Origin of the sequence: Nocardiopsis sp. NPDC006139, assembly GCF_040614155.1 — a bacterium.
GTDB lineage: Bacteria > Actinomycetota > Actinomycetes > Streptosporangiales > Streptosporangiaceae > Nocardiopsis > Nocardiopsis changdeensis.
This window is the reverse complement of sequence record NZ_JBEXTT010000002.1, coordinates 228,448-240,552: the sequence shown is the minus strand read 5'-3', so window position 1 is coordinate 240,552 and position 12,105 is coordinate 228,448. Positions and strand designations below refer to the sequence as shown.

The 12,105-nt window shown below is 73.3% G+C and carries 10 protein-coding genes; 2 read left to right on the top strand and 8 right to left on the bottom strand.

What is annotated here, in order from left to right:
* Nucleotides 1-26: 26 nt before the first annotated feature.
* From ABZ249_RS03215 to ABZ249_RS03185, 7 genes are all read right to left on the bottom strand, one after another.
* On the bottom strand, nucleotides 27-902 hold the full coding sequence (locus ABZ249_RS03215) for a PHP domain-containing protein (RefSeq protein ID WP_355256557.1): 876 nt from the start codon (nucleotides 900-902) through the stop codon (nucleotides 27-29).
* A gap of 85 nt (nucleotides 903-987) precedes the next feature.
* Entirely contained in the window at nucleotides 988-1,647 is a 660-nt protein-coding gene (locus ABZ249_RS03210; protein WP_355256554.1) for a DUF6758 family protein, read from the bottom strand.
* Between the two features lie 101 nt (nucleotides 1,648-1,748).
* Entirely contained in the window at nucleotides 1,749-3,641 is a 1,893-nt protein-coding gene (gene typA / locus ABZ249_RS03205; protein WP_355256551.1) for a translational GTPase TypA, read from the bottom strand.
* Between the two features lie 168 nt (nucleotides 3,642-3,809).
* Nucleotides 3,810-4,262, bottom strand: coding sequence for a (deoxy)nucleoside triphosphate pyrophosphohydrolase (locus ABZ249_RS03200; RefSeq protein ID WP_355256548.1), 453 nt, complete (start codon nucleotides 4,260-4,262; stop codon nucleotides 3,810-3,812).
* Complete coding sequence (locus ABZ249_RS03195; RefSeq protein ID WP_355256545.1) at nucleotides 4,244-6,484, bottom strand: ATP-dependent RecD-like DNA helicase; 2,241 nt, start codon at nucleotides 6,482-6,484, stop codon at nucleotides 4,244-4,246. Before ABZ249_RS03195 ends, ABZ249_RS03200 begins: the two co-directional genes overlap by 19 nt.
* Nucleotides 6,485-6,499: 15 nt before the next feature.
* Nucleotides 6,500-6,880 (bottom strand): MmcQ/YjbR family DNA-binding protein, encoded by a 381-nt coding sequence (locus ABZ249_RS03190; RefSeq protein WP_355256542.1) that lies wholly within the window; start codon nucleotides 6,878-6,880, stop codon nucleotides 6,500-6,502.
* A gap of 91 nt (nucleotides 6,881-6,971) precedes the next feature.
* Nucleotides 6,972-8,021, bottom strand: a complete 1,050-nt coding sequence (locus ABZ249_RS03185; RefSeq protein ID WP_355256539.1) for a hypothetical protein — start codon at nucleotides 8,019-8,021, stop codon at nucleotides 6,972-6,974.
* A 123-nt stretch (nucleotides 8,022-8,144) separates the two neighbouring features.
* On the opposite strand from ABZ249_RS03185, the gene ABZ249_RS03180 reads away from it, so the two are divergent.
* Entirely contained in the window at nucleotides 8,145-9,170 is a 1,026-nt protein-coding gene (locus ABZ249_RS03180; RefSeq protein ID WP_355256536.1) for a serine/threonine-protein kinase, read from the top strand.
* Here ABZ249_RS03180 and ABZ249_RS03175 read toward each other — a convergent pair.
* Nucleotides 9,155-9,688, bottom strand: coding sequence for a hypothetical protein (locus ABZ249_RS03175; RefSeq protein WP_355256534.1), 534 nt, complete (start codon nucleotides 9,686-9,688; stop codon nucleotides 9,155-9,157). The genes ABZ249_RS03180 and ABZ249_RS03175 overlap by 16 nt on opposite strands.
* A gap of 252 nt (nucleotides 9,689-9,940) precedes the next feature.
* Here ABZ249_RS03175 and ABZ249_RS03170 point away from each other — a divergent pair, with 252 nt between their 5' ends.
* Complete coding sequence (locus ABZ249_RS03170) at nucleotides 9,941-12,061, top strand: 5'-nucleotidase C-terminal domain-containing protein (protein WP_355256531.1); 2,121 nt, start codon at nucleotides 9,941-9,943, stop codon at nucleotides 12,059-12,061.
* Nucleotides 12,062-12,105: the final 44 nt, after the last annotated feature.

Genomic DNA, 12,105 nt, shown 5'->3' with positions numbered 1-12,105 from the left:
CGAACCCACAGGGTGAACCGACACCCTCAGCCCCTGATCAGGGGGACCCCCGTGGCCGGCGCCACCAGCTCCTCGAACGCCTCCGGCGCGGTGGTCCGGACGCCCAGGCGGTGCCCGGTGAGGGAGCCGTGGTCGTCGCTGGAGCCGGTGACCACCACTCCCAGGTCGGCGGCGACACCGCGCCAGTGGCGGGTCTGCGCGCTGTTGTGCGAGGGGTGGTCGGCCTCGATGCCGCCCAGGCCGGCGGCGGCCATGCGCTCGACCAGCTCCAGGGGCACGGACCCGTTGAGGGCGCCCTCGGCCCGGGCCGGGTGGGCCAGGGAGCACACCCCGCCCGCCGCCCGCACGAGCCGGACGGCGCGCACCGGGTCGATGGCGTACCGGGAGGCGTAGGCGGGCCCGCCGGAGCCGATCCACCGGTCGAAGGCGTCCTGTACGTCGCGGGCGGCCCCGGCCTCCACGATCGCGCGGGCCAGGTGGGGGCGGCCGATGGTGTTGGCGTCGGCGTACTCGGCGTGTCCGGCGCCCGCGATCTCCAGCACCCGTTCCCAGGTGACGTCCACCCCGTTCGCCTGGAGCTTGCGGACCATCTCCTCCGCGCGGGAGGCGCGGTCGGAGCGGACCCGGCGCAGCTCCTCGTTGAGGTCGGCGTCGTCCGGGTCGAACAGGTACGACACCAGGTGGACGCTGGAGCCCCGGTAGGCGCAGGACAGCTCCATGCCCGGGACCAGGGTGAAGCCGGGCGGCAGGACGGCGGCGGCCGCCTCGACGCCGCCGACGGTGTCGTGGTCGGTGAGGGCGAGGACGTCCAGGCCCGCGGCGACGGCGTACCCGATGACCTCCTCCGGAGCATCGCCGCCGTCGGAGACGGAACTGTGGGAGTGCAGGTCGATACGTGTCACCGGCTGATCGTACTAAGCCCCGGCCCGGATCGGGCCACCGCGCCGGGCCGGCCGGGCACCGGTCCGGCGGCCGGGGCCGCCCCGCTCAGGCGGAGCGGGGCGCCAGCGCCGACGCCAGGAACGGGCTGGGCGCGCCGAAGGGCGGCTCCAGCGCGACCCCGCCGTCCTTGATGTCGCGCAGGTCCCGCAGGGAGCCGATCTCGCACATCAGCAGGGCGGTGTCGGCGGTGGCGAACACCACCCACAGCCACTGGGAGAGCGCCTCCCCGGTGTAGCCGGCGCGCTCGCGGCCCAGGTCGAGGTTCCACAGCGGGATCTCGTGGCCCTCGAAGCGCACCTTGGCGTCGGGCGCCCGGGTGTCGAACCCGTCGCCGGCGTCGGGCCCCTCCAGGCCGGCCAGGCGGGCGCCCAGGCCGATCCCGGGGGCCTCCGCGACGACGACGGCCTCGCCGACGCCGCCCAGCGGGTCGGGTCCGGACAGGGCCACGGCGGTCGCCAGCGCCCCGCTGCGGTCGTCGCCCGCCTCGGCGAACCCGGTGACCACCCACCCGGTGGGCAGCGGCCAGGGGATCCACACCGGGACGCGGGCCTGGGGCAGGAGGGCCTCCAGGACGGCGGGGCCGGGCTGGCGGACCGGTTGCAGAGGTGTGACCGGGCCGTGTGCGTCGCACTGCCACGCGCTGGTCCACAACCCCGGAGGCCGGACCGCGCGCCCGCACCTGGGACACGAGGGATCGGTCTTCATGTCATAGCGGTCTACCCGTGTGACCTGGCCGGAAAACGCCGGTGGGCGGGCCGCGACGCGACCCGCCCACCCGTCGGGGAGGAGCCCCCGGAAGGCCGCGGCTACTGCTGATGGCGCTTCTTGTTGGCGGTGATGCGCCCGCGCTCCTTCTGGTCCAGGATGACCTTGCGGATGCGCACGTGCTCGGGGGTGACCTCCACGCACTCGTCCTCGCGGCAGAACTCCAGGGCCTGCTCCAGGGACAGCTTGCGCGGCGGCACCAGGCGCACCAGCTCGTCGCCCGTGGCCGAGCGCATGTTGGTGAGCTTCTTCTCCTTGGTGATGTTGACGTCCATGTCGTCGGCGCGGGCGTTCTCGCCGACGATCATGCCCTCGTACACCTCGGTGCCCGGCTCGACGAACAGCGTGCCGCGCTCCTGGAGGTTGAACATCGCGAACGCCACGGCGGCGCCGGCCCGGTCGGCCACCAGGGAGCCGTTGGGGCGGGTGCGCAGCTCGCCGAACCACGGCTCGAACTTCTCGAACACGTGGTGGGCGATACCGGTGCCGCGGGTCTCGGTGAGGAACTCGGTGCGGAAGCCGATGAGGCCGCGGGAGGGCACCAGCCAGTCCATGCGCACCCAGCCGGTGCCGTGGTTGACCATGTTCTCCATGCGGCCCTTGCGGACGCTGAGGAGCTGGGTGATGGCGCCCATGTACTCCTCGGGGGCGTCCACGGTCAGGCGCTCCACCGGCTCGTGGACCTTGCCGTCGATGACCTTGGTGACCACCTGCGGCTTGCCGACGGTCAGCTCGTAGCCCTCGCGGCGCATCTGCTCGACGAGGATGGCCAGCGCCAGCTCGCCGCGGCCCTGCACCTCCCAGGCGTCGGGGCGCTCGGTGGGCAGCACGCGCAGGGAGACGTTGCCGACCAGTTCCTTGTCAAGGCGGTCCTTGACCAGGCGGGCGGTGACCTTGGCGCCCTTGACCTTGCCGACCAGCGGCGAGGTGTTGGTGCCGATGGTCATGGAGATGGCCGGCTCGTCCACCGTGATGAGCGGCAGCGGGACCGGGTTCTCCAGGTCGGCGAGGGTCTCGCCGATCATGATGTCCTCGATGCCCGCGATGGCGACGATGTCGCCGGGGCCGGCCTTCTCGGCGGGCTTGCGCTCCAGGCCGTCGGTCATGAGCAGCTCGGTGATCTTGACCTGCTGGGTGGTGCCGTCGGTGCGGATCCACGCGACCTGCTGGCCCTTGCGCAGTTCGCCCTGCTGGACGCGGCACAGCGCCAGGCGGCCCAGGAACGGGGAGGCGTCGAGGTTGGTGACGTGGGCCTGGAGCGGCGCGTCCGGGACGTACTCGGGCGCCGGGATGGTGTCCAGGATGGTGGAGAACAGCGGCACCAGGTTGTCGTTGTCCGGAACGGTGCCGTTGGCCGGGCGCTCCAGGGAGGCCTTGCCGTCGCGGGCGCAGGCGTAGACGATCGGGAACTCGATCTGGGACTCGTCGGCGTCCAGGTCCATGAACAGCTCGTAGGTGTCGTCCACGACCTCGGCGATGCGGCTGTCGGGCCGGTCCACCTTGTTGATGACGAGGATGACGGGGAGCTTGGCCTTGAGGGCCTTGCGGAGCACGAAGCGGGTCTGCGGGAGCGGGCCCTCGCTGGCGTCCACGAGCAGGACCACGCCGTCGACCATCGACAGGCCGCGCTCGACCTCGCCGCCGAAGTCGGCGTGGCCCGGGGTGTCGATGATGTTGATGACCACGTCCTCGCCCTCGGGCGTGGTGTAGTGGACGGCCGTGTTCTTGGCGAGAATGGTGATGCCCTTCTCGCGCTCCAGGTCGTTGGAGTCCATCACGCGGTCGTCCACGTCCTGGTTCTCGCGGAAGACACCGGACTGCCAGAGCATGGCGTCCACGAGGGTCGTCTTACCGTGGTCGACGTGGGCCACGATGGCGACGTTGCGAAGGTCGCTACGGCGGGCGGAGCCCTGGACGGGCGTGACGGTGGACATGGAAAAGTCTCGATCTCCTGATACCGGGTAGAGACCGCAGGATGCCACGGCCCGTTGCCAGTTTATGCGGTCATGGGGGGCTGGTCGGGAAACGCACAGGTCACCCCGACTCACGCCCACAGGGTCAACGGCGGCGCGGGGCCGAATCATCCCGCGGACGCCGAGAGTTCACCCGGCGGCGGACGGAGGTTCGCCGCGGGGTGTGTCGCGGGGGGCGAGCAGGTCCCCGATCGTCCCCAGGAACGGCACGTCCGCCGGGAGCCAGTCGAGGCCGTCCAGGTCGGCGGCGGCGAGCCAGCGCAGGGACAGGTGCTCCAGGGCCCGGGGCTCGCCCTCGACGAGGTCGGCGCGCAGCAGCCGCAGCACGGCGGGCCTGGTGCGCCCCGGGGTCGCCGGGAAGGGGACGTCGGCGCCGACCGCCTCCCGGGCTCGGACCGTGACCCCCAGCTCCTCCCGGCACTCGCGCACCAGGGCGTCGGCCGGGCTCTCGCCGGGGTCGACCTTGCCGCCGGGGAACTCCCAGCGGCCGCGCAGGGCGGCGGGTTCGGCGCGCTGGGCGGCCAGGATGCGGCCATCTCGGATGATGGCCGCGCCCACGACGATCAGGGTGTCTCGGTCCACGATCCCTGAGCGTATCCGCGCAGCCGGTGCGCCAGTGCGGTGTGGCGGCGCCCGGAGGAGGCGTTGCGGACCGCCTGGGCCAGGGCGCGGCGCGAGCCGACCAGCACGACCAGGCGTTTGGCGCGGGTGACGGCGGTGTAGAGCAAGTTGCGCTGGAGCATCATCCACGAGCTGGTGGTGACCGGGATCACCACGGCCGGGTACTCGCTGCCCTGGGACCGGTGCACGGTGATGGCGTAGGCGTGGGCGAGCTCGTCGAGCTCGGCGAAGTCGTAGGCGATCTCCTCGTCCTCGTCGGTGCGCACGGTCAGCTCCTGGGCGACCGGGTCCAGGCCGGTGACGACGCCGAGGGTGCCGTTGAAGACGCCGTTGGCCCCCTTGTCGTAGTTGTTGCGGATCTGGGTGACCTTGTCGCCGACCCGGAAGACGCGGCCGCCGAAGCGGCGCTCGGGCACCCCCTCCCCCGCCGGTGTGAGGGCCTCCTGGAGCGCGGTGTTGAGGTTGCCGGCCCCGGCGGGCCCGCCCTTCATGGGGGTGAGGACCTGCACGTCGCGGCGCGGGTCCAGGCCGAAGGTGCGCGGTATGCGGCGGGCGACCACGTCGACGGCCATGGCCGCGGCGTCCTCGGACTCCTCGCAGGGGAAGAGGAAGAAGTCGCGCATGCCCTCGAAGAGCAGGGGCTCGCCGCGGTTGATCCGGTGGGCGTTGGTGACCACCCCGGACTGCTGCGCCTGCCGGAACACCCGGGTGAGGCGGACGCTGGGGAGGGGCGAGTCCTCGGCGAGCAGGTCGCGCAGCACCTGCCCGGCGCCCACCGAGGGCAGCTGGTCGACGTCGCCCACCAGCACCAGGTGGGCGCCGGGCGGGACGGCCTTGATGAGCTTGTTGGCGAGGATGAGGTCCAGCATCGACGCCTCGTCCACCACGAGCAGGTCGCAGTCCAGGGGGTTGTCGCGGTCGTAGGAGGCGTCGCCGCCCGGGCGCAGCTCCAGCAGGCGGTGGACGGTGGCGGCCTCGTGCCCGGTCAGCTCGGTGAGGCGCTTGGCCGCCCGGCCCGTGGGGGCGGCCAGCACCACCTTGGCGCCCTTGACGGCGGCGAGGGTGACGATGGAGGCGACCGTGAAGGACTTGCCGCAGCCGGGGCCTCCGGTGAGGACGCCGACCTTGCGGGTGAGCGCCTGGATCACGGCGGCGCGCTGCTCCTCGGCGAGCTCGGTTCCGGTGCGCCTGTGCAGCCAGTCCAGGGCGACGTCCCAGTCCACGTCCGCGAAGGCGGGCATGCGGTCGTGCGGGTGGTTCAGCAGGGTGAGCAGTCCGGCGGCGGCGCCGACCTCGGCGCGGTGGAAGGGCACCAGGTGGATCGCCCGCACCGGCCCGCCGTCGGGGCCGGGGACCTCCTCCCGGACCACGCCCTCCTCCTCCACCAGCCGGGACAGGCACTCGATGACCAGGCCGGAGTCGACGCCCAGGATCTTGACGGCGGCGGAGATGAGCTTCTCCTCCGGCAGGTGGCAGTGCCCGTCGCCGGTGGACTCCGAGAGGGTGAACTGGATGCCCGCCATGACGCGCTGGGGGCTGTCGTGGGGGATGCCGACGGCCTGCGCGATGGTGTCGGCGGTCTTGAAGCCGATGCCCCACACGTCGGTCGCCAGGCGGTAGGGCTCCTTCTGGACGACCTCGATGGAGGCCTCGCCGTACTTCTTGAAGATGCGCACCGCGAGCGAGGTGCTGACCTGGACGCCCTGGAGGAAGACCATGACCTCCTTGATGGCCTTCTGCTCCTCCCACGCCTCGGCGATGAGCCTCGTCCGCTTCGGGCCCAGTCCGGGCACCTCGATGAGGCGCCCGGGCTCCTGCTCGATGACGTCGAGGGCGTCGGTCCCGAAGTGCCCGACGATGCGCTCGGCCATCTTGGGGCCGATGCCCTTGATCAGGCCCGAGCCCAGGTAGCGGCGGATGCCCTGGACGGTGGCGGGGAGCACGGTGGTGTAGTCGTCCACGTGGAACTGGCGGCCGTACTGGGGGTGGGAGCCCCACCGGCCGTGCATGCGCAGGGCCTCGCCCGGCTGCACGCCCATGAGGGCGCCGACCACGGTGAGCAGGTCGGCGGAGCCGCGCCCGGTGTCGACGCGGGCGACGGTGTAGCCGGTCTCCTCGTTGGCGTAGGTGATGCGCTCCAGGACGCCCTGGACGACGGCGGGGGCGCGCTTCTCCTCGGGCACCCGGGTTCCTCTCCGTCAGCCGGCCTCGGGCAGGCCGTCGCCGAGCGCGGCCAGCACGCGCTCCCGGTCGGCCCTGCGCAGCCCGCGGGCGACCAGCACGTAGGAGTCGCGCAGCATCTCCAGGATCTCGTCCTCGGGGACGGTGCCGTCCAGGGTGACGGTGTTCCAGTGGTCCTTGTTCATGTGGTAGCCGGGCGTGACGCCGGGGAAGCGGTCGCGCAGCTCCAGGGCGTGCAGGGGGTCGCACTTGAGGTTGACACGGGGGTCCTCCCCCTCCCACAGCAGGGTGAACATCCGGTCGCACACCTTGTGGACGAGGATGCCGGGACCGAAGGGCTCGGTCTCCACGGCCTCGGGGAACCACAGGGCGGCGTCGACGAAACGGGCGGGTTTCACGGCGGCCTCCTCTCCTCCCCCGAGCCTGCCAGACCCCGCCGACGTTCGGGAACGCCTCCCGACCCCCGGGCCGGGGCGGGTGCCGCCGCGGTCAGGGGCGGGGCCGTTCGGGGCCGGTGAGGTCGGACAGGCGCAGGGCGAGTTCCTGGGCGCGGACCAGGGAGGCCAGCGCCTCGTCGTGGAGGCCGTGGGCGGCGCCGGACTCCAGGACCCGGTCGGTGATCGCGTCGAACTCGCGCGCCGAGGCGGCGTCGGCGCGTTCGGCCTCGAAGGAGCGCACACCCGCCGCGTACTCCTCCAGGAGCCCGATCCGCCTTTCGAGGTGGCCGCGCTCCTCGGCCAGGGCGGCGCGGGCCCGCTCGGCCGCGGCCCGGGAGCGCTCGCCCGCGATCGGGGTGCCGTCGGCGCGGGCCGCCTCGCCGGACAGGCGGGCCAGGCCGCGGGCGATGGTCCACTCGGTCTCGGCCAGCACCACCCGGTTGCGAACGGTGTCGAGGAGCAGCCCTTCGCGGTGCGGCGCCGACTCCAGGACGGCGTCCACGGCGGCGCGGGTGCGCTCCAGCAGCACCCGGTACTCCCCCTCCACCTGCTCCTGGAGGACGTAGTGGTCGGCCAGGGACTCCAGGACACGACGGGGATCGCGGCGCTCGCGTTCCCGGTCGGCCAGGTGCGAGGAGACCGTGATGACGGCGAGCAGGACCGCGGCCACGGGGATGTACGCGATAAGGGGCGGATCCGCCGAAGGGAGCAGAACGGCCAGGAATGCGATGGCCGCCGCGTAGACCACCCGCGGGGCGGTCCAGCGCCTCCCCCGGGGTCCGGGCCCCGCTCCGGGGTCGGCCAGCGCCACCAGCAGTGCCTGTTTGCGGTCGCCCGACAGCCCGGGGTCCAGGGTCACCCGTTCCGGGCGCGGGTCCTGGAGGCGCGCGCGGACCTCGTGGCCGAGGGGGGTCAGCCCCAGGAACCCCTGGCGGGTGCGCTCCGCGAGGCCCAGGTCGATGAGCGCCGCGTTGCCGGGCGCCCCCAGGTACACCGGCGACCACACGTGCGGGGCGTCCGGCAGCGGGGAGGCTCCCAGCACCGCCTCGGCCAGCCCGCGGCTCAGGGGGATCGTGCGACCGTCGGCGAGTGTGACGTCCAAGCGGTTCCTCTGGGGGAAGGGGGATTCCGTCCTCCTTTATATCGAACGGGCGGTCCGCGGTCCCGGTTTCGGACGGGGCCCCGCGGATAGACTCCCGCCACGTCCCCCGTGATCGGAGTCCCCATGAAGGCGCGCGGCATCCGCAGGCTCCACCCCCTGGAACCCGGCGACCCGGAGGAGGTCGGCGGCCACCGGATCGTGGGCCGGGTCGGCTCCGGGGGCATGGGCACCGTCTACGCCGCGGCCTCCCCCGGGAGCGGCGGCTACATGGCGGTCAAGGTGATCCACCCCGAGCAGGCGTCCGACCACCGGTTCCGGGACCGGTTCGCCCTGGAGGCGCGGCTGCTGGCGCGGGTGAACAGCCCCTCGGTGGCGCGGTTCGTGCGCGCCGACGTGCAGGCCGACCTGCCGTGGATGATCACCGAGTACGTGCCCGGCCCGACGCTGCGCCACCACGTGGAGCGGTTCGGCCGGCTGAAGAAGGGGATGCTGCTCGGGGTCGCCGCGGGCACCGCCGAGGCCCTGCGCGCCATCCACGCCGCCGGGGTGGTCCACCGGGACCTCAAGCCGAGCAACGTGGTGCTGTCGGCGAAGGGCCCCAAGCTGGTGGACTTCGGGATCGCGCACCCGGTGGAGGACCCCGACCCCACCAAGTGGATCCGGCTGCGGCGGATGCGCCGCGCCTACCGCGACCTCGGGCTGCCCTCGCCCGAGACCCTGCCCGACCGGCGGGTCGCCGCCTGGGTGGACAAGCTGGGCACCCCCGGGTGGATCAGCCCCGAGCAGTACTCCCGCCAGCCCACCACGCAGGGCTCGGACGTGTTCCTGTGGGGGGCGACGGTGGCGTTCGCCGCGCTGGGCCACGACCCGTTCGGCCGGGCCGACGCCAGGGAGATGGCCCGGCGGGTGCTGTTCGAGGAGCCCGACCTGGAGTACCTGCCGCCGGGGCTGAAGAAGGTGGTCGAGGCGGCCGTGGCCAAGGACCCCGGGGAGCGGCCGGACGCGGGCGGGCTGCTGCGCGGGGTGCTGGCCCTGGACGGTGCGGCGACGGTGCGCGAGCTGCTGGAGCGGTCCTGGACGGAGGTGGCGGTGCGCCCGCCGGAGCCGCCCCGGCAGGGGCTGCGCCTCTTCGGTCAGAGCAGGCCGTAGTGGGCGCGGGCGTCGCGCCCGAACATGACGGCGATCATGTACACCGCGAAGCCCAGCGGCACGACGGCCTCCCAGGCGCCGGCGAACAGGTTCCAGGCGAGCAGCGCCCCCGCGGCGCCGTGGAAGAGCACCACGCCCCAGAAGACGCCGACCGTGCGCCGCCTGATGCGGGCGGCCAGCAGGGTGGACAGCACCCCGTAGACGCCGGTGACGAGGGCCAGGACGAGGATCATGGCCCGCATGGCCTCCACACCCAGCTCCAGTCGCACGCCCTGCTGGGCGAGCGCCTCGGCCTGGACGGCCAGCGCCTCCTCCATCTGCTCCTGGGGCAGGACCAGACCCTGGAGGAAGAGCAGCGCCATCGCGATGCCGCAGGCCCCGCCGATGAACATGAGGATGCGCACGACCGCCACCCGCCGGGGCAGGGGCGCGTCCGGGCGCAGGGCGGCGAAGCTCGCCTCGAAGTCGGGAAGGCCCCCATGCTCGGGCTCGTAGGGGTCCTTGCCAGGGGGAGCCACGACCGTCCTCCAAGGGGTTTCGGGGTCACCGGCACCCCTCATGGTAGGGGCCGGGGGTGGGACGAGGTGCAGGACCCGGTGATACGGACGGGTCGAAAAATCTGCTTCAGTCCGACAGATTCTACAAATCGTAACCCTGGGGCCCATGACCCCCGGAGCGATCACATCTAGGGTTGCGTCTCTGGGCCCGCTTCCACCCCGAGCGGCACATCACGACGATCCCCCGATCCCCCACGAAGGAGCACGGAACCCATGTCCAGACTCGTGCGCGCCTCGGCCGCACTGATGCTGACCGGCGCTTTCACGGTGCCGTTGGCCCCCGCGGCGGGAGCCGCCCCGATGGAGCCCGCGGGCGACACCGCGTTCACGCTGTCGCTCCTGCACGCCAACGACCCGGAGTCTCAGCTGCTGGCCGCCTCCGGACAGGAGGACTTCGGCGGCGCCGCCCGGTTCACCACCCTCGTCAACGAGCTGCGCGCGGCGGAGGAGTCGGGGGCCCTGGCCGGTGCGGACGAGGCCGAGGACCGCGGTGTGGTGACCGTCAACTCCGGCGACATGTACCTGCCCGGCCCGGAGTTCGCCGCCTCCCGCGAGGACGGCGCCCCGTTCTACGACGCGGTGGCCGCGCGGTACGCGGGCTACGACGCGGTCTCCATGGGCAACCACGAGTTCGACTTCGGCCCGGACGTGTACGCCGAGTTCATCGAGCAGCTGCCGGACGTCCCGGTGGTGGCCGCCAACGTGGACGTCTCCAAGGAGCCGTCGCTGGCCGCCCTGGAGGAGGCCGGGCGGATCGCGCCCAGCACCGTCGTCGAGACGGGCGGGGAGCAGGTCGGCATCGTCGGTGCGCTGTACCCGCCGCTGGCCACCATCACCAGCCCGCGCGGCGTGGTGGTCGAGGACCTCGTCGCCCCGGTCCAGGCCGAGGTCGACCGCCTCGACGCGGCGGGCGTGGACAAGATCATCATGATCTCGCACCTGCAGAACATCACCTACGAGGAGCGGGTCGCCCGGGAGCTGACCGGGATCGACGCGATCGTCTCGGGCGGCGGCCACGAGGTCATGGCCAACGCGGACGACGCCCTGGTCCCCGGTGACGAGGTCACCGTCCACCCGGACACCGGGCAGCCGCTGTCCTACCCGCTGCTCGCCACGAACCCGGACGGCGAGACCGTGCCGATCGTCACCGCGGGCTCCAACTACAAGTACGTGGGCCTGCTGGTCCTGAACTTCGACGCCGAGGGCAACGTGACGTCGGTGTCGGACCGCTCCGGCGCCGTCCGCGTCTCGGGCACCGGCGACGACGCGGTCGCCCCGCACCCCGAGGTCGAGGCGCAGGTCACCAAGCCGGTCTCCGACCACGTGGCCGAGCTGGCCGAGACCGTGGTCGCCCAGAGCGAGGTGGACCTCAACGGCGTCCAGAACCCGGGCGTCCGGACCCAGGAGACCAACCTGGGGAACCTGGTGGCCGACGGGCTGCTGGACACCGGCGTCCGCAACGCCGCGCAGTACGGGGTGCCCGAGCCGCAGATCGGCATCCAGAACGGCGGCGGCATCCGCAACGCCTCGGTGATCCCGGCCGGGCCGCTGACCGCGCTGGACACCTACGCCATCGCCCCGTTCGCCAACCAGGTGGCCGTGGTGCCCGACCTCCCGCGCTCCCAGATCAAGGAGCTGCTGGAGCAGGGCGTGGCCGCCGCCCCGACGGCCAGCGGCGCCTTCATGCAGGTGGCGGGCGTGAACTTCGCCTACGACCCGGAGCGGACCGCCCAGGTGGCGGCGGCGGACGGCACCATCACGACACCGGGCGAGCGGGTCCGCAACGTGATCCTGCACGACGGAACGGTGATCGTGGAGGACGGCGAGGTCGTGGACGGCGACCCGGTCACCGTGGTGACCAACGACTTCTCCGCCCGGGGCGGCGACCTGTACCCCTTCCGCGGGGCGGACTACACCGTGGTGGGCTCCACCTACCAGGGTGCTCTGGAGCGCCTGGTCACCGGCACCCTGGACGGCCGGATCACCGAGGCCGCCTACCCCGAGGGCGGTTCCGGCCGCATCATCGTGGGCGAGGAGGCGACCGTCCCCGAGCCGGGCACCGGGCCGAGCCCGTCCCCCTCCCCGTCCCCGTCGCCCTCCCCCACGGACGGCCCCACGGCCGGACCGACCGACGGGCCGAGCGGCAAGCCCTCCGACCCGGCGAGCCAGAGCCCCAAGCCGGGGAACGGCAACGGCTCGCTGCCCAGGACCGGCACCGCGGTCCTCGGCCTGGTCGCGGCGGCCGTGGTCGCGGCCGGTGCGGGCGGCGCGGCCCTGTACCTGGGCCGCAAGCGCAAGGCGGCGCCGGCGGACGACACCGCTCCGGACGCCTGACCCCGTGAGCCGAGGGCCCCGCCGGATCCGTCCGGCGGGGCCCT